General features: G+C 66.5%; 16 protein-coding genes. 8 read left to right on the top strand and 8 right to left on the bottom strand.

The genetic code is table 11. The features are described 5' to 3' along the window. The first annotated feature begins 23 nt into the window (after nt 1–23). A complete protein-coding gene (locus tag LI92_RS06150) occupies nt 24–524 on the top strand; it encodes a TspO/MBR family protein (protein WP_046317103.1) in 501 nt (166 codons plus the stop codon). Between the two features lie 12 nt (nt 525–536). Here the strand turns inward: LI92_RS06150 and LI92_RS06145 are convergent, their stop codons facing one another. After that, nucleotides 537–1,544 (bottom strand): oxygenase MpaB family protein, encoded by a 1,008-nt coding sequence (locus LI92_RS06145; RefSeq protein ID WP_046317145.1) that lies wholly within the window; start codon nt 1,542–1,544, stop codon nt 537–539. 225 nt (nt 1,545–1,769) lie between these two features. Between LI92_RS06145 and LI92_RS06140 the strand changes: the two genes are divergently transcribed. Beyond that, nucleotides 1,770–3,968, top strand: a complete 2,199-nt coding sequence (locus LI92_RS06140) for a molybdopterin-dependent oxidoreductase (protein WP_046317144.1) — start codon at nt 1,770–1,772, stop codon at nt 3,966–3,968. Between the two features lie 23 nt (nt 3,969–3,991). On the opposite strand, the gene LI92_RS06135 is transcribed toward LI92_RS06140, so the two are convergent. From LI92_RS06135 to LI92_RS06125, 3 genes are all read right to left on the bottom strand, one after another. Then, complete coding sequence (locus tag LI92_RS06135; protein ID WP_046317101.1) at nt 3,992–5,041, bottom strand: esterase/lipase family protein; 1,050 nt, start codon at nt 5,039–5,041, stop codon at nt 3,992–3,994. A gap of 89 nt (nt 5,042–5,130) precedes the next feature. Continuing rightward, a complete protein-coding gene (locus LI92_RS06130; protein ID WP_046317099.1) occupies nt 5,131–5,760 on the bottom strand; it encodes a chymotrypsin family serine protease in 630 nt (209 codons plus the stop codon). Nucleotides 5,761–6,045: 285 nt separating this feature from the next. Continuing rightward, nucleotides 6,046–7,242, bottom strand: coding sequence for an NAD(P)/FAD-dependent oxidoreductase (locus LI92_RS06125; RefSeq protein WP_046317097.1), 1,197 nt, complete (start codon nt 7,240–7,242; stop codon nt 6,046–6,048). A 131-nt stretch (nt 7,243–7,373) separates the two neighbouring features. Between LI92_RS06125 and LI92_RS06120 the strand changes: the two genes are divergently transcribed. Together LI92_RS06120 and mgtA are read left to right on the top strand one after the other, a co-directional pair. After that, the gene (locus LI92_RS06120) at nt 7,374–7,820 is read left to right on the top strand and encodes a hypothetical protein (protein WP_046317095.1); all 447 of its coding nucleotides are present in this window, start codon (nt 7,374–7,376) and stop codon (nt 7,818–7,820) included. Between the two features lie 41 nt (nt 7,821–7,861). Further along, on the top strand, nt 7,862–10,501 hold the full coding sequence (gene mgtA, locus LI92_RS06115; protein ID WP_046317093.1) for a magnesium-translocating P-type ATPase: 2,640 nt from the start codon (nt 7,862–7,864) through the stop codon (nt 10,499–10,501). 174 nt (nt 10,502–10,675) lie between these two features. On the opposite strand, the gene LI92_RS06110 is transcribed toward mgtA, so the two are convergent. Then, nucleotides 10,676–10,906, bottom strand: coding sequence for a hypothetical protein (locus tag LI92_RS06110; protein WP_046317091.1), 231 nt, complete (start codon nt 10,904–10,906; stop codon nt 10,676–10,678). Further along, a complete protein-coding gene (locus tag LI92_RS06105; RefSeq protein WP_046317089.1) occupies nt 10,906–11,184 on the bottom strand; it encodes a hypothetical protein in 279 nt (92 codons plus the stop codon). Before LI92_RS06105 ends, LI92_RS06110 begins: the two co-directional genes overlap by 1 nt. A gap of 531 nt (nt 11,185–11,715) precedes the next feature. Between LI92_RS06105 and LI92_RS23670 the strand changes: the two genes are divergently transcribed. Together LI92_RS23670 and LI92_RS06095 are read left to right on the top strand one after the other, a co-directional pair. Then, nucleotides 11,716–13,011 carry a hypothetical protein gene (locus LI92_RS23670; protein ID WP_046317087.1) on the top strand — a complete coding sequence of 432 codons (1,296 nt, stop codon included), beginning with the start codon at nt 11,716–11,718 and terminating at the stop codon, nt 13,009–13,011. Beyond that, nucleotides 13,008–13,727 carry a glycosyltransferase family protein gene (locus LI92_RS06095; RefSeq protein WP_046317084.1) on the top strand — a complete coding sequence of 240 codons (720 nt, stop codon included), beginning with the start codon at nt 13,008–13,010 and terminating at the stop codon, nt 13,725–13,727. The genes LI92_RS23670 and LI92_RS06095 overlap by 4 nt, the downstream gene beginning before the upstream one ends. A gap of 325 nt (nt 13,728–14,052) precedes the next feature. On the opposite strand, the gene LI92_RS06090 is transcribed toward LI92_RS06095, so the two are convergent. Next, complete coding sequence (locus LI92_RS06090) at nt 14,053–14,466, bottom strand: hypothetical protein (RefSeq protein ID WP_046317082.1); 414 nt, start codon at nt 14,464–14,466, stop codon at nt 14,053–14,055. A 165-nt stretch (nt 14,467–14,631) separates the two neighbouring features. After that, nucleotides 14,632–15,207 (bottom strand): hypothetical protein, encoded by a 576-nt coding sequence (locus LI92_RS06085; RefSeq protein ID WP_152665353.1) that lies wholly within the window; start codon nt 15,205–15,207, stop codon nt 14,632–14,634. A 127-nt stretch (nt 15,208–15,334) separates the two neighbouring features. On the opposite strand from LI92_RS06085, the gene LI92_RS22930 reads away from it, so the two are divergent. Both LI92_RS22930 and LI92_RS06080 read left to right on the top strand, forming a co-directional pair. Then, on the top strand, nt 15,335–15,700 hold the full coding sequence (locus LI92_RS22930) for a hypothetical protein (RefSeq protein ID WP_152665352.1): 366 nt from the start codon (nt 15,335–15,337) through the stop codon (nt 15,698–15,700). A 6-nt stretch (nt 15,701–15,706) separates the two neighbouring features. Further along, nucleotides 15,707–16,408: a hypothetical protein gene (locus tag LI92_RS06080; protein ID WP_046317081.1), complete on the top strand. Its 702-nt coding sequence runs from the start codon at nt 15,707–15,709 to the stop codon at nt 16,406–16,408. The last annotated feature ends 112 nt before the right edge of the window (nt 16,409–16,520 follow it).

Raw genomic sequence — 16,520 nt, 5'->3', positions numbered from 1 at the left:
CGATCCGGTCTAGGGTGACGCCCATGGGAACCAGTTCGTCGACAGCACCGCAGTCCCGGTCTCAGCACCTGGCTGCGCTGGTGATTTCGCTTGTCCTGGTCGGCGCGGTGTCTGCGCTCGGTGGGATCAGCTCCGCGGGCGCCGCAGCCAAGTACGGAACGCTCACCCAACCCGGCTGGGCGCCGCCGAGCTACCTTTTCGGCCCGGTCTGGACCGTCCTGTATGTCCTGATGGCCGTCGCGGCATGGCTCGTCTGGCGTACCGATCCGCGGTGGCGCAACCCTGCGATCGTCGTCTACGGCGTCCAGCTGGCGCTGAACCTGGCGTGGTCGCCGCTGTTCTTCGGACTCGGATGGCGGGGGCTGGCCCTGGCCGACATCCTGGTGCTCGACATCGCCGTGGCCGTCACCATCGCGCTGTTCTGGAAAGCGCACCGCACCGCAGCCCTGCTGCTGCTGCCGTATTTCGGATGGATCCTGTTCGCGACCGCACTGAATTATTCGGTGTGGTCGCTGAACAGCTGAGGCGGCCCCGGTTCAGTCGGTTTTGGGGCAGTAGAAGTGCGGGTCGTTGCGGTACGCAACCGGCGGCAGGTGGCGCGCCGGTGTCTGCACCAGGGGTGCGTCCACCGGGAGGCGGCCTGAGGCGCGGTCCAGCGCCGAACGTTTGCGCGGGTGCATCAGGGCACGCTGCGGGCCGTACTTGGAGACCAGCGTGACGGCCTTGCAGAAGTAGCCGTGCAGACGCTCCTGGCGCGGGCTCCAGGTGTAGCCCATGAGTTCGCGGATCGGCGGGTCGTAGAGGGCGACGGTCATGAAGGTCAGGAAGCGCTGCATGACCTTGAGGTTCAGCGCCCACAACCAGTCCGGAATCCATTCCAGGGAAGGGTGCTTGGGCATGGTCGACAGGTCCATGACCTCACGGGCCGCCCAGTTGTTCTCCAGGACGTTGCGGCACATGTGATCCCAGTACGCTTCGAACTCTTCCCAGCTCTTGGGCACCGGGCGCATGCTCATGCCGTACATGCGGTACCACTGGACGTGCTCGTCGAACAGCTGGCGCTTGTCGGCCTCGGTCAGTCCGCCACCGAATTTCTCGGCGGCCAGCAGTGTCGACTTGAAGAAGGTCGCGTGCGCCCAGTAGAAGACGTCGGGGTTCAGCGCGCTGTAGCGGCGCCCCTGTTCGTCGACGCCTTTGATGCCGATGTGGTAGTCGCGGACCTCGGCACCGGTCTGAGGGGCGCGGTAGCCGTCGAACACCACGCCGCCGATCGGGTAGATCGACCGCATCAGGCGCGGGATGCGCTCCATGAAGAAGATCGAGTGCTCCTTGACCGCGGCGCCGAGCTGCGGGTGCATGTTCTGCATCGAGCCCGCCCAGGTTCCCTGGAACAGGCCCGTCCACTGACCGAAGTACTTCCAGGTCAGGGAGTCCGGACCCAGGGGAATCGGGGGCCCGTCGTAGCCACCGTTGCTCACGGGACAGCCTGCCGCGATCGGCGTTTCGCTGTCTGCGGGGCAGGTTTCCGACATGTCTTGAGTCACGGACGCGCACTCCCAGTCATCGTTGACCATATCTGACAACAGGCGTTATCAGTATCGGAGTGTAGGGGCACGCTGCACGCGGGTCAATCACCCGTTGTCGCCCGATGCGTAGCGCTGGGGGCGGCGACGGTGCCAGAATCGCAGTACCGCGCGCATCCGCCAACGTGCTGGTCGGGGGTCGGCAATGACGCCCATACGCGATAGCAGCCGAGGATGGAGACTCCCATGACAACGGTCGACCTGCCCCTGCCGAACGCGCGGAGCGCGACAGCCGACGGCACCCACACCAGTCAGTGCACGCTGTGCGAGGCCCACTGCGGCATTGCGGTCACGGTGACCGACGGAAAGGTCAGTCGCATCCAGGGCAACCCCGATGACGTCTTCTCCCACGGCTACATCTGCCCGAAGGCGACCGCGTTGGCCGGACTGCACGAGGACCCCGACCGCTTGCGCACACCCGTGCGGCGGGTCGGCGACAGCTTCGAACCCGTCAGCTGGGAAGAAGCCCTCACCGACATCGGCACCCGGCTGCGCCGCATCCGCAAGGCTCACGGCAATCGGGGCCTGGGCATGTACCTGGGCAATCCCGCGGCACACAGTTCCGGGGCGGTCTACGGCCTGATGCTGCGCGCCGCGTTGCTGACGCCCAACTTCTTCTCCGCGTCATCGATCGATCAGATGCCGCACGAGTACGCGGCCTGGAAGGTGTTCGGCTCCAACATCCTCATCCCGATCACCGACATCGACCGGACGCAACGGCTGGTGATCCTCGGCGCCAACCCGGCGGTGTCCAATGGCTCGCTGTCGATCATGCCCGGCGCCAAACGTCGCATCAAAGCGGTACGCGATCGCGGCGGGACCGTCGTGGTGATCGACCCGCGGCGCACCGAGACCGCCAAGCTGGCGGATCAGCACGTCGCGGTACGCCCCGGCGGCGACCCGTACCTGCTGCTGGGGATGCTTCACGTCCTGATCAACGAGAACCTCTGCGACACAGCGGCCATCGCCGAGCAGTCGGTCGGCATGCCGCAGCTGCGCCGCCTGGTGTCCGGCGCCTCCCCCGAGGCGGTCGCCGATCGTGCCGGTGTCGACGCGGAGACCATCTACGCCTTGGCCCGCGACCACGCGGCGGCGGAGTCCGCGGCGCTCTACTGCCGCATCGGCATCTGCCAGCAGGAGACCGGGACGCTGGTGAGCTGGCTGGTGATGGTGATCAACGCGGTCACCGGCAACCTGGACCGTCCGGGCGGCACCATGTTCACCACGCCGATTGCCGATGTCCCCCGCCTCGCGAAATACATTCCGGCGGGCTACGGCGCGTGGACGGATCGCTCGGGACGTCATAAGTCCTTCCGCAGTGAGCTCCCCTCTGTCGTCATGGCCGACGAGATCCTGACCGAGGGCGAGGGCCAGATCAAGGCGATGATCACCTGCGCCGGAAACCCGGTGTCGTCGATCCCGCACAAGGGCCGGCTGGACGAGGCGCTGGCGTCGCTGGATCTGTATGTGGCAGTGGATATGTACATCACCGAGACGAGCCGGCACGCGCACTACATCCTGCCGCCCGTCTCGCCGCTCGAGCGCGAGGACATCGGGCTGCTCCTCACGGTTTTCAGCGTCCGCAACAACGTCCGCTATCAGCACCGGACGTTCGAACCTCCCGCTGACGCCAAGGACGACTGGGAAATCTTGAGCCTGCTCGCGCTGGAACTGCTCCCGACTCCCCTGCGGCAGCTCGTGGCGCCGCTGCGAAAGCCGCTGATCAAGGCGATCAATCCGCTGCACATGGCCCGCTTCACCCTGGCGACCGGACCTTACGGCTGGATGCGCAAGGGCCCCAAGGGAATATCGATGCGCAAGCTGCGCAAGAGCGCCGGCGGACTGGACCTGGGGCCGCTGCAGCCCCGGCTGCGCAAGGTGATCGCCACGCGAGATCGCAAGGTTGCGCTCGCACCGGAGGAGTTCGTTGCGGCAGCCGCGGCACTGCTCGACGGGCCCGGCGATGACGCCAGCGGCTACGACCTCCAGCTCATCGGACGACGCCAGCTGCGCAGCAACAACTCCTGGCTGCACAACGTGCCGTCGATGACCAGCGGCAGCAACCAATGCACGCTGCACATGCACTCAAAGGACGCCCAAGCACGCGGCCTGGACGAGGGCGACCTCGTCCAGGTGACCTCCGATATGGGCAAGATCGAGGTTCCGCTGCACATCAGCGACGACATGCGGCCCGGTACCGTTTCGATTCCCCACGGCTGGGGCCACCGCGGAACGGGCTGGCGTCATGCGGAATCCCTGCCCGGGGCCAACGTCAACGACCTGCATGATCCCAGTCGGGTGGACACCTTCACCGGGACGGCCGCGGTCAACAACACCTGGGTTGCCGTCAACGCCGTCACGAAGGCGCCGGCCGCGCAGGCTTAGCCCTCGCGCCTTTGCGGCGCTGTTCAGACCGGCGGGCAGTCTCGGCGGTTGGGCGTCGTCATCGCCTTCTCCGCGGAGTCGATGGCTTCCCGGACCAGGTCGAGGACGCCGGGATCCCAGGTCAGCGCCGTGTCCCAGCGCAGGCCGGCCTGGTCGGAGACGTAGATGCTGTGGGTGTCGTCGGTGGTGAAGCACTGCCGATGCGGCAGGACACGGTCACTGATGTCGGTGGCCAGCGCGCTGGACAGCGCGACGATGCCGTCGTTGGGCCACACCGCCGCGTCGGCGCCGGGGGCGGGCGCGGCGAACCGATTGCCGCCGATCAGGGTTACCGGGATCTGGTCCAGTACACCGGCCTGGTCGTCGTTCCAGCCGTCGGGTCCCATCAGGTATGCGCTGTTGACCTCGCGGCCCGAGCCGGCCATCAACCGTTGCACCTCGGCCTGCATACCCTTCATCGCGTTTTCGCAGAAGCGATCCTGCCGGCAGCCCGACAGCGGTGAGATCCCATTGGCGTAGTCCGACAGGTAAGAGCCCTGCCACGGTGTTCCCAGCGTGGTCAAAGAGCGGATGCGGATCGGCGAATCGAGGCTCTGCAGCACCCGGAACGCCGCGCGCGAGTACAGCCCGCCCATCGAGTGGCCGACCACGTCGATCTCGCTGACACCGTGGGTGTCGCGCAGGTAGGTGAAGAACCGGGCCAGGTGCTCGCCGGCGGTGTCGATGCTGCCGGTGGAATTGACCGTCATGTTCGCCGGCAGGGTGATCGGGCAGTCGCCGAAGGCGCCGAAACCGTCCTGATCGGTCACGGGGCCGCGGCCGGCCATCGCCGGTGAGGTGTAGACCACGTAGCCGTGGTCGAGCAGGTCCTGCCGCAGCGCGGTGTCGGTGTTGCCGGCGGCGAGCCCCGACGCGCACGCCTGATCCGGTGTGGTGAACGGACTGGTGGCGGCCCCGCCGGACACAATCACCACCGCCCGCCCGCCGGGCTGCGGTGCGCGCGAGGAGCAGCCGGCGCCGAGCCCGGCGACAACAGTGAGAACGAACAGACTGAGCAGCAGACGACGTCGCACCGGTACCTCCGAGATTTCGTGATGGCCGCGAAGATGTTAGCCGGGTTGCCCACCCCGAGCCGGTTGTTCGACGGCTTTGGGGCGTTGCGTCAGCTTCCGATCGGGACGAATCCACTGCCCGGGCCGTCGCCGGCGTTGACGTCAGCCAGGATCGCGTTGAACTTCGTCAGTGAGGTGACCACGCGCGCGGGTGAGTACTTGCTGCCCATGGTCACGCCGAAACCGTAGACCAGGCCGACCAGCAGTCCGTCTATGGTCACCGGGGCACCCAGATCCCCGGGGTCGAATTGCTCCCGCATGGTCGCGCGCGGCCAGCCGGTGGACATGATGCGGTTGCAGATGCCGGGGGTGGCAGGTCCCCATTTGCATACCAGCGCATCATATTCCGGGTCTGGGCCGATGTCGTTGATCCCGATTCCGGCGTAATTCGACACCGGGATGAGATCGGGTTCGTCGAACTTGATCACCGCGTAATGCAAGTCGGCGTTGACCGCGGCCACGGTGCCCACTGCGGCGTCGGTACCCGCTACAGCAACCGCGGCGCCCGGCCCGCCGCACTCCGCTGCTGTGAAACCGACCAGATCGCCGGACCGGTCACGACCGATCGTGGTCAGTGTGCAGTAGTTGACGCCACCGACCACGATGACGGCTCCGCCGCCCAAGATCACCATCGCCGCAGCGGGCGGAGCAACCGGCAGCCCAACACCGAAGAGCAGCATGAGGGTAAAAGTGATTCGCCGGCGCGTGCGTTGCAAGACGCCTCCGCTCCGGTCAGGTGGTCTCCGGTGCGCGCGGCCGCGCTACCGCTGATCACTCGTCGAAGCACATTACGCGCTGCGGGTGCGCCTTGGTTGCGATCCCGGGCCCGACCGGTCATCGGGTGCGCGCCGAACCGCTGCCTGGGTGACCTCTCTACACCCACGGGGGCTCGCCAGACAACGCGAAACTCGGTACCACCGATGGCGTTCCGTGCGCCTTGTGGCGCACGGATCGCCTCCACGGGCTTACCCGACCGCCGACTTCACCGGCACCGGCGCCTTGTTGGCCCCTGGCCAGCGGTAGCTGCCGGGCTTACGACTCTCCTTGGCGATCTGCTTGACGACAGTGCTGCAGACCATCTCTTTGATGAAGGCCGCAAGCCTTCCGCCGATGTAGAGACTGCGCGGCGAATCATCGTGGTGTGCGACGGCGATGGTGCCGTGCCGGCGCCCAATGCTGATGTTCGCGCCCACGAAGGACTGATTGAGAACCTTCACCTCACTGCCCGCGATTCGCGCCAGCACGGTGCTGGTAGCCCGAGCCGCCAGCGGCATCGCCGCCTGGCAGCTCATCCGCAGCGGCGGACCTGCCGGTGCCGATGCGTCTCCCGCCCCGAAGATCCAGGGATCGTCAATGCTGGTGAGGCTCTCATCGGTGATCAGCCGGCCGATGCTGTCCGTGGTCAGTCCACTGCGCAGAGCCAAGTCAGGAACGCCGAAGCCAGCGGTCCACACGGTGACGCCGCTGGGCAGACTACGACCATCGGACAACCGGACCCGGTCTGCGAGGACTTCTGCGACCACCGCGTCGTCCTCGACGCTCACGCCCAATGTGGTGAGTTGTCTGCGCACCGACTCTCGGGCTTTCTCCCCGACCGCCGGGGCCAGGATGCCGCCGCACAGCAGCGACACCTTCGCTGCCGGGCGCTGCTCGGCCAGTTCGGAGGCGGCCTCGATTCCGGTCAATCCTCCACCCACCACGCAGATCGGGGCGTCGTCGGGCAGCAGATCGACGGCAGCTCGCAAGCGCTCGGCCTGTTCGAGCTCGCCGATGGGATAGGCGTGGGCGCGTGCACCGGCGACGCCTTCGGGCACCGTCCCCGTGCTGCCCACCGCGTAAATCAGATAGTCGTAGGAGACGACCGAGCCGGAGGCCAGTTCGACAGCGCGGTTAGCCGCATCGATTCTCGTGGCGGTGTCGACGATGAGGTTGACTCGGTCCCCCAACAGGGCGCCCAGGTCGACAGTGGCGTCGCCGCTACCGGCGACGAACTCGTGCAGGCGCACCCGTTCGACGAAGACTGGGCGCGGATTGACGATCGTGATGTGGAGATCGGGGTTCTGCTGCAGCCGATTCGCTGCCAGAGCTCCGGCGTAGCCTCCACCGATCACGACCACATGGGGATTTCGCAGTGAACTCAGTCGTGCGTTGTTGGCAGACATCTGGATCCTCCTGTTGTGTGCGGACACCCTTGGGACACCAGCAAGCTCGGGAATGTGACAGCGCCGGACCAGATGTGGCGCGCGTCACCAGATGGCCGTCACGATTGCGGTCGCTACGTCGTCTTAGGGGAATGAACCCACTACTGCACCGCTGCTGCCTCACCGCACTGGCACTCACGGGAGTTTTCGTCGGAGGCTGGGCCTACTGTGCGCCACTGCACTGGTACAACACGTTTCCGGGCTTCGGTCTTCGGTGGCTGCCCGTGCTCGGGCCCTACAATGAGCACTTCGCCAAGGATGTCGGCGCGCTGTATCTTGCGACTGCCATGTTGGCCGCAACAGCGTTCGTCTACTTGGGCAACCGTGCATTGATGCTCGCCACAGCCGTCACACTGTCGACGTTCAACCTGCTGCATCTGATCTATCACGTGCCGATGCTGCACATGTACGGCCTGCTGGACGCCGCATTGAACGCGCTCTTTTTGAGTCTGGTCTTGGTGTGCTCTGTGGCAATTGCGATTCCCGTCAAGACGACGGCCGACTCGGTGACCGCAGCCGCGCTGGCTGGCCGGCGATGAACGCTCTCGCAATCCGGGCCACTTAGGCGGACACTGGCGCCATGGCCGTCACATCGGCCGACGCGCCTGCGGCGGCCCACCTCGAACGGGTTGCCGAGGCGAGCGTGACCGATGTGTTGACCCATCTGGACACCTCTGCCGACGGGCTGTCGACCGCAGAGGCCCGGGCCCGGATGCAACGGTTCGGGGGAAACGTCGTATGTACGCGCCGGGTGAGTGCGCTCGCCGTGCTGCGCCGTCAACTCTCCAACGCGATCCTCGGGCTGCTCGCCGTGACCGCCGCGTTGTCCTACGCGCTCGGTGACCACACCCAGGCCGTCATCATCGGCATCATCCTCGCTGTCAGTGTCGGCCTGGGCTTTTTCAACGAATATCGTGCGGAGAAGGCCTCCGCCGCGCTGCATTCTGCGATCCGACGCCAGGCGGTGGCGCGGCGCGACGGTCGGTTCCAGCGCATCGACGTCAGCGAACTCGTCCCCGGCGACGTGATCCGGCTCAGTATCGGTGAGTTGGTTCCCGCCGACGTGCGCCTCATCGACGTCACCGGGCTGGAGTGCAACGAGAGCATCCTCACCGGTGAGTCCAGCCGAACAGACAAGTCCAGCGCCCCGTGCCCAGCAGGCACGTCGCTGGCCGACATGCACAACGTGGCGTTCATGGGAACCGTGGTCAACGCCGGCGAAGCGACCGGGGTGGTCTTCGCCACCGGCGCCCAGGCCCAGTTCGGCCGGATCGCCGTCGGTCTGGGCGAAAACCAGCCCGAGACCACATTCCAGACCGGCCTGCGCCGCTTCTCCTATCTGCTGCTGCGGGTCGCGTTGACGCTGACGGTGGTCATCGTCGTGATCAACCTGCAGCTGGGCCGGCCGGTGATCGACGCTGCCCTGTTCGCCCTCGCGATCGCGGTGAGGATCACCCCGCAATTGCTCCCGGCGATCGTCAGCACCAGCCTGGCAACCGGATCACGAAAGCTGGCGGAGAAGAAGGTACTGGTCAAACGCCTAGTCTGCATCGAGGACCTCGGCGACATCGACATCCTCATCACGGACAAGACCGGGACGCTGACCCACGGGCAGCTCGCCTTCATCGACGCCGTCACCGCGTCCGGGGAGCACTCCGATTTGCTGCTGCGCTACGGGTTGATGGCTACCGACGTCGACCCGGCCACCGGCGGAGCCAGCGCCAACGAGTTGGACGCGGCGCTGTGGGCGGGTCGGCAACCGCTCGGCGGTGGCGTTGCTCGGGTCGGCTTCCTGCCCTTCGACCACACTCGGCGGGCGACTTCGGCACTCATCAACGAGGGCGGCCGCCAGATTCTGGTGGTCAAAGGTGCACCGGAGCAGATGCTGGAGCGCTGCGAAGTCGTCCCGTCGGAGGCACACCGGACGCTGTCGGAGCTTTTCGCCGACGGGCGACGCGTCGTCGCGGTGGCCACCCGTGCCGCTGGTGAACTCCAGACCCTCACTGCCGCCGAGGAGGCGACTCTGACGCTTCAGGGTTTCCTCGTCTTCGCCGACACCCCCAAAGATGAGGCAAGGGAATCGCTCGCGCGGCTGGCCGGGCTGGGCATCGACGTGAAGATCGCCACCGGAGACAATCCCCAGGTAGCCGAAAAAGTCTGCGCAGAATTGGGATTGGAGTCCAAGGGCACGCTGACCGGGGCGCAGCTGGAGCAGATCGATGACGCCGAACTGGACAAGGTCTTGCACGAGCGCACGATCTTCGCCCGGATCTCACCGACCCAGAAGGAGCGCATTGTCTCCTCGCTGCGGCACACCGGCCGCTCGGTGGGTTTCCTCGGTGACGGCGTCAACGACGCGCTGGCACTGCATTCGGCCGACGTCGGCATTTCCGTCGACTCCGCCACCGACGTCGCCAAGGACGCCGCGGATGTCATCCTCTTGGAGAAGGACCTCGGCGTGCTGGCCTCAGGGGTTGCCGAGGGGCGGCGGATCTTCGCCAACACGATCAAATACGTACTGATGGGAACATCGAGCAACTTTGGGACGATGTTCAGCGCGGCCGCAGCGTCGGCAGTGCTGCCCTTTCTGCCGATGCTGCCCAGCCAGATTCTGCTGAACAACCTGCTCTACGACACCTCGCAGCTGGCGATTCCGGCCGACCGGGTTGACGAGGAGCAGTTACGTACGCCCTCGCACTGGGAGGTCGGGTTCATCCACCGCTTCATGCTGACCTTCGGCCCGGTGAGTTCGCTGTTCGACTTCCTGACCTTTGGACTGATGCTCGGGGTCCTGCACGCCGGGGAAAGCGAGTTCCGCACGGGCTGGTTCGTCGAATCACTTGCCACGCAGATCTTGGTCATCTATGTCGTTCGCACCAAGAAGGTTCCGTTCTTCACCAGCCGGCCGGGCGGCGCGCTGGTCGCCTCCACCGTCGCCGTGCTAGTGGCGGGACTCGTGCTGACGTTCTCCCCCATTGGGGCCGAGTTCGGGTTCACCACCGTGCCGTGGATCTTCTTCGCCGCGCTGGTCGCGTTGACGGTCGGTTACCTGGCGCTGGTCGATGCCACCAAGTTGGCGTTCTACAGCGAACCTTTGCAGAGCGCCGCCGAGCAGCTCCGTACCCGCGGGCTTGCGCACCGGCTGGGCCGGCGCGCCGCGCGCTTCGACCTCCCGCTGCTGGCGAAGCTTCCCGCCGTCCGAGCCCGTAGCGCTGAATGAACCCGCGCGGACCGGGTCTTCGGGCGGTGCCGATTTCCTAAACCGGGCGCGGCGACAACCGCTCCGGCGATCATGCAGACCGCGCCGGAATCCTGATCCGGCGAACCGGCAGGACGGGGCTTCTCTGTCGGGTGCACGCGCCCGAGTTCGAGCCTCGCGGGCGTTGGTACCGACCTAGTTGATGTCGTTGCCGCCGCCGGTGTCGTCGTCCATCATCTCCAGCAGGTAGTAGGAGGTGAGGTCGGTCAGGTTCTTTTGTATCTGCTGTTCACGAGGCAAGGCGCGCAGCAGTGTCGGCAGCAGGCTTAAAAATAGGACCAGCCTCCCCGCCCCGGTGCCTTCCAACCTCTGCAACCGGGTCTGCACCTTGTTCGACTCGGCGCGCTCCGCTACGGCGTCGTCCATCAGCGCCTGGTCGGGTTGACGATGTTCGGATTGTCCGTCAGCCCGATAACCGCCGCGCCACTCGACGCGATGTTGGCGTAACTCGCCTCAAGCTCGGTGCGCACCTTCTCGTACACCGCAATGAGGGCGGCGATGTACTGCTTGACCGCATCAGTTTCGCGCGTAACCGGTTTCGCCACAGACTGTCGCTCTTCCTTGAGCGCCTTGCTGAGGCGGTTTCGCTCCTCGACCGCCGCGACGAACTCAGTGACGGCGATGTCTAGTGCCTCGTTTCCCATGACTCCCCTGATGCTCCTTCCACTTGCGCCGCCGACGGCGACATCCGCCGGTTCGGACGCGATCCCACGAAGAATCGGTTCACGAACACAGTCACGATTGGGCCCGCAGCTACAAGGTCAGGATGGTGGACCACGTAAGCAACTGAGACACGCCGAGAGCCTATCGAGGCCGCACGACGCGACCATGGGAACGGCCTGCCGCTCACCGCGTGGGCATCTCCGAGATCGCCGGCTACCGGGTCGTCCGTGAGTTCGGCGCCGGGTGGCGTGGGCCAGTGTTCCTGGTGCAAACAACCCTTGTCGGCTCCGTCGTGCGCAGCGTGTAATCCCAACACGGTCCCGGTTTCCTTCGCTGAGGACGTATCGACTCCAGCCACCGAGTTTGCCTGTCGCAGTGGGCCATCAATCTGATGGACCGTGAGCCCGGCTACCCATTCCCCGCTGCGCGCGACGTCGGCGCGATCAGTGAGGCAACGTCCGCAGTCTGGCACCCAAATCATCCGAGGAGCGGCTTTCGTCTACATTTCGTGCATGGCAGCGCAGCAACCGATCCGGGTCGTGATCTGGGGTCCCGGCGATATGGGCGGACGGGCCCTTCAAACCACCTTGGATTCTCCCGACTACGACGTGGTCGGCTTGAAGGTGTTCAGCCCGCACAAGAACGGAGTGGATATCGGCGTACTCGCCGGCCGCGACCCGGTGGGTATCCGCGCCACCACCTCGAAGGAGGCGATCCTCGCGCTGGACGCCGACCTCGTGATCCACACTCCCACCACGCCTGCCCTCCTGCAGGGCGCGGACGAAGACGTGATCGAACTGCTGGAATCAGGCAAGAACGTCGTCTCAGCGGCAGCCTTCCACAATCCAGCCCAGCCGACTTGGCTCTCAGAGTCGCATTCGCCGCTGTCGATACTCCGCTCGCTGGCCCGCCTCAAGGTCACCGGCAACGTCTTCGGCCCAGCCGAGAAGCGAGCGCTCAAGGGATTGGCCGCCACCATGCGGGCCGTCAACTCCCCCGTCGGCTTCGCGCTGCGGCCCGGAGCCGAACTGCTCGCCCGGGGCGTCGTCGGCCGCGCGATCCACCAACGCGCCGACGGCGTCCGCCTGCAGAAGGCCTGCCTGAAAGGTGGCGTCTCCCTGCACGGAACGGGCCTGCACCCCGGTCTGATGGTCGAGCAGGTGCTGCTCCGGCTCGCCCTTCTGATGGAGGAGGTCGACCAGGTGCGGTTCCTCGAAGTCGGAGACCTCTCCGCGGCCCCCGACGGCATGTGGGGCGGCCTCTCCAGCCTGGGCTTCGGAGAGCCGCTCAGCGCGGTCGACAACGACCACGCGATCGCCTGGATGCAGCACTTCTACTTCGACGCCGTGCTCGGCAACGTCGCTTGGGAGCTGTGGGGCGTGCCCCCGGAACAGGTGCGCGTCGAACGGCACGTCTACCCCGTCCCCGCGCGGGTCGAGGTGGCTGCCGGTGGCACGGTGATCCGGCCCGGCACCGTCGGGGCGATCCACATGACCTACCGCGGCTATATCGGTGACCGGCTCTTCATGACCAACGAAGAGTGCTGGCACGTAGGCGGCGGCAACGCGCACCTAGGGCCCGATCATCCGAACAGCCTCGCCGGCGGCCACCTCATCACCCTGGAGGGCAAGCCCGGCAGGGTCGAGATGCGCAGCGAGCCCGACGACGAAGCGTTCAACGCCGACTGGTACGCCGTCACCGACATCTCCGTCAACGCCATGCTGTCCGCGGCGCCCGCGGTCATCGCGGCCCCGCCCGGCGTCGTCATCCCCGATCTCGCACCTCGCTACCGACTGGAGCCCGCATGAGTGCCACCACGCCCGCCATCGCCGTCGCCGTGGTGGGCGACGGCGCTGTCGCCGAACACCTGGCCCACAAGATCACTGAACACGCGAACTTCGGACTCGTCACTGACGGTGCTTCGGCGGATCTGGTCGTGTTCGCCACCGACGGGCCACCGGACTCCCAGGCGGTGCTCGAGGCACTCGCGTCCGGCACAGACGTCATCACCGTCTCGCCGGTCGCCGATACCGCGGCCGTGCTCACCGCCTGTCGCACCGGCGGCTCCACGTTCCACGCCACGGGAGGACATGCTGCTGCCCTGCCGGGCTACGTCTTGCGGGCCCTCTCCGGGATGAGTCGCGGCACGCAGTCGGTGACGCTGTCCCAGGCCGTCACCGAGCATTCGGCCGACGAGCCGTCGCTGGAACTCGCTCAGGCTCTCCTGAGCGACGCCGTCTTCCGGACCGGAGGCCCCGACGCGCGCGCTGTTCTTGGCACCGACAGCCCGGACCCTGACGCTCCCCTACAGTGGCGCCTGCGCACCGAGTCTGGCGATGCCCGCGGCAACACGCGATTCACGTTCCACGCCGGCGATACGCCCGACGCCGTACATCCTGCTGTCCACCTGACGTGCTGGGGCATCCTGGCTGCCATCGCTCCGGTGCGTGCCAGCGCGCCGGGGATCCTGCACCACGATCTGGGGATCGATCACGTCCGAACCGACCACCGCCTCCCGTCCTGAGGACGAGGGCTCGCGGGGCTGCTCGCCATCGGCGCTGGACTCGCGGGGATCTGCGTAGATACAGCAGCCCGCCCGGTCACCGCAGGCAATCGACCATCTGAGCCAGACGCTCACGGCCCACGGTGCGCACTCGCGAGTCCATCGACTCCATCAGGTCGAGGGCGACCACCGCCGGAGGCAGCGGTTCCAACCGATGATGATGCTGGTGTGGCACAAGTACACGGCACAGCGCCGCCCAGCTTGCTCCGAGCGGATCGGTGCTCTCGGGATCCGGGACGCCCCTGTGATCGCTGGCCCCCAACGACCGTGCACCCCTCCGGGACCGTCAGCCGTTGACAGGTCCGCAGCCCCGCACGACGTGGTCATTGGTGATGCTGTGCAGGTACCAGGTGTTGTCGACGTTGACCAGGCCGACGGTGGCTTCCGATGCTCCGGGTGCGCGCTGCGTGTCGACGATGTTCTCGTACCACCAGTGCGTGTAGGTGTAGCAAACGTTGAGCGTGGCGACGTCGTTGTGGACCGACTGGACCTCAGCGTCGGCGACACTCATTCCGTCGTTGCCGAGGGTGGTTCGAGTCTGTGGGTCGTGTTCCCCCTGGCGCCCGAGTTGCCGTGCTGCGCTGCGGAGATCGGTGTAGGCAGCGCCGGTGTCCCCGGACCGGAGACTGGGGTCGATAACGGCGCGAAACTGCTCGGCGCCGGGACTCGATTGGGAGGGCTGCAGGTTGTACAAACTCATGGCCGGCCAGATGTCGTTGGTCAGACGGTTGATGATCTGTTGGTCTGGCGCTCGAGGTGGTGTCGGACTCCTCGGACTACATGCCAGGACCGTGACGAACGGGACCGCCAGAGCGAGCGCGGATTTCATCGGTATGGCAGCTCGAAGCCCCACTGTCCCACCACCTCAGCTGTCGACAGATCCGCAGCCCGGCACGACGTGGTCGCCGGTGATGCTGTGCAGGTACCAGGTATCGGTCTTGTGCAGGGCGAAGGTAGCTTCGGAAGCTGCGGAAACCCCGGAATCGGCTGGGTCGTTGCGCGGCACCGAGGTGTAGGTATAGCACGCGACGACCGTCGCATCAGTCGCATCGATCGATGTCACAGCGGTATTCGCCAGGCGAAGTGGACCTACCCGAAAGGTGATCGGCACGTTGTCGGCGCCCATAACCACCCCGAGGTCTATCCCCGCAGCGTGCACCATGCTTGCCTCACCTGGCTCGACTATCGACCAGAACCGCTTGGACTCAGGGCTGCCCTGAGCGTAGAGCCCGTAGCCCTCCACGGCGGGCCAGATGTCGTTGGTGAACCGGTCGATGACCTCCCGCTGGTCCACCGCGGTTCCTGTCTTTGCTAGATCGCCTGGTGGGCTGCAGGCCGCGACAACGGGGACGAGGACGCACACGAGCGTGAGCACCCGTACGGCAGACACCCGGACGGCCTCGCCGACTGCCGCTGCTGCGTGCCGGTCCAGGAACGCCATCGTTGCCCCTCTCGCTGGAGTCCTTTGCGGAAGCTATCGCACGCTGCGGGAGCTGGCCAGTCCCCGCGAATGGCCCACCACGCCCCGGCGAATTCCGCAAACAGTCATTCACTAATACAGTTCCCCCATGACCTCCCCCGTCCTGCGGGTTAGCCCGCTCAGCCTGCGCACGCTGGCGCAGCGCTGCGCTGCACTGCCGGGTCAGGTCGCGCCGCCACTGCCCGCGGCAAGCGGATCGGCGTGGCAGTCCAGCGGCGCGGCGGCGAGCACCACGCGCGTTGTCACCAGCACAGCCGCGACGGCGCTGAGTGGACGAATGACGGCCAGCTCGGGAAAACTCACCAACGCAGCGCACGAGTACGAAGCGATGGACGACAACGGCGCAGCTGCCCTGGCCGCAGTTCCCCAGGGCGGCGGGAGGTTCACCCCGCTGGTCCCGCGCGGCAGCGGTGTCGACTGCGGTGCCGCCGTCGGACTCGGGACACCGAGGTAGACCGCGATGGCTTTTCCGACGCTGTCGCAGGTCGAAGGCGCGAGCTGGGCCTTCCTGCGGGCCAACGCCACCGCCTGGAGCAGGCTCGCCCACACCTGGGAAGCCGCGTTCACCGAAATCCGCGACGCTTCGGCCAGCCCCGGCGACACCCAGTGGACCGGCGCGGGCGCCGAAGCATTCCAACAGGGCGCCGCTGCTGACGTGGTGAAGGTCCGCGACGCCGCCGACCTACTGGTGAAGGCGGCAGGTATCGCCAGCCGCGGCGCTGATGCCCAAGACGGGAACAAACATTCAGTGCTCGACGCCGTCAACGCCGCCGAGCGCGAAGACTTCCATGTCGGCGAACTTCAGGCGGCGCACACCAGCTACGACCACAATGACGCAGCGGGACTGGATAGCTTCGAAGCCGGCATGCTGGCCGACTGTGCGAGCGGACTCGATCTGAACCCCGCCGCCCAGGTCTTCGCCTCCAGGGCGGACAACGACATCATCACCATGGCTACCGGATTCACATTGGGACCCGACCCCACAACGGTGGACTTCGGGGCCATCCGCCTCGCTGCTGATCCCGGACCACCGGGCATCTTCGGCACTCCCGGCACCAGCATCGCCGCCCACAGCAGCTACCGGAATCAGGGCAATCGAGCCCTGCTTGACTTCGGCGCCGTCATCGCCGGTGTCCAACCGCCGTATGTGGTGGTGCCGTGATGAACCGACCCATCTCGTGGGCAGGGTCTGCTGCACGATCAGGTGACAGTTTCGGTCACGCGGCCTGACTGGCCGGTGTGGTCATGATGGCTTCGAACTCGATCGGGGTCAA

Origin of the sequence: Mycobacterium sp. UM_Kg1, assembly GCF_000972925.1 — a bacterium.
In the GTDB taxonomy this organism is placed as follows: domain Bacteria; phylum Actinomycetota; class Actinomycetes; order Mycobacteriales; family Mycobacteriaceae; genus Mycobacterium; species Mycobacterium hiberniae.
Note: the sequence above shows the minus strand (reverse complement) of the source record. Positions and strands in the feature narration are given on the sequence as shown.

Excerpts from the sequence above, each read along its gene's own strand:
- LI92_RS06150 (WP_046317103.1), top strand. The coding sequence starts at position 24 with ATGGGAACCAGTTCGTCGACAGCACCGCAGTCCCGGTCTCAGCACCTG.
- LI92_RS06140 (WP_046317144.1), top strand. The coding sequence starts at position 1,770 with ATGACAACGGTCGACCTGCCCCTGCCGAACGCGCGGAGCGCGACAGCC.
- LI92_RS06130 (WP_046317099.1), bottom strand. The coding sequence starts at position 5,760 with ATGCTGCTCTTCGGTGTTGGGCTGCCGGTTGCTCCGCCCGCTGCGGCG.
- LI92_RS06125 (WP_046317097.1), bottom strand. The coding sequence starts at position 7,242 with ATGTCTGCCAACAACGCACGACTGAGTTCACTGCGAAATCCCCATGTG.
- LI92_RS06120 (WP_046317095.1), top strand. The coding sequence starts at position 7,374 with ATGAACCCACTACTGCACCGCTGCTGCCTCACCGCACTGGCACTCACG.
- mgtA (WP_046317093.1), top strand. The coding sequence starts at position 7,862 with ATGGCCGTCACATCGGCCGACGCGCCTGCGGCGGCCCACCTCGAACGG.
- LI92_RS06110 (WP_046317091.1), bottom strand. The coding sequence starts at position 10,906 with ATGGACGACGCCGTAGCGGAGCGCGCCGAGTCGAACAAGGTGCAGACC.
- LI92_RS06105 (WP_046317089.1), bottom strand. The coding sequence starts at position 11,184 with ATGGGAAACGAGGCACTAGACATCGCCGTCACTGAGTTCGTCGCGGCG.
- LI92_RS23670 (WP_046317087.1), top strand. The coding sequence starts at position 11,716 with ATGGCAGCGCAGCAACCGATCCGGGTCGTGATCTGGGGTCCCGGCGAT.
- LI92_RS06095 (WP_046317084.1), top strand. The coding sequence starts at position 13,008 with ATGAGTGCCACCACGCCCGCCATCGCCGTCGCCGTGGTGGGCGACGGC.
- LI92_RS06090 (WP_046317082.1), bottom strand. The coding sequence starts at position 14,466 with ATGAGTTTGTACAACCTGCAGCCCTCCCAATCGAGTCCCGGCGCCGAG.
- LI92_RS06085 (WP_152665353.1), bottom strand. The coding sequence starts at position 15,207 with ATGGCGTTCCTGGACCGGCACGCAGCAGCGGCAGTCGGCGAGGCCGTC.
- LI92_RS22930 (WP_152665352.1), top strand. The coding sequence starts at position 15,335 with ATGACCTCCCCCGTCCTGCGGGTTAGCCCGCTCAGCCTGCGCACGCTG.
- LI92_RS06080 (WP_046317081.1), top strand. The coding sequence starts at position 15,707 with ATGGCTTTTCCGACGCTGTCGCAGGTCGAAGGCGCGAGCTGGGCCTTC.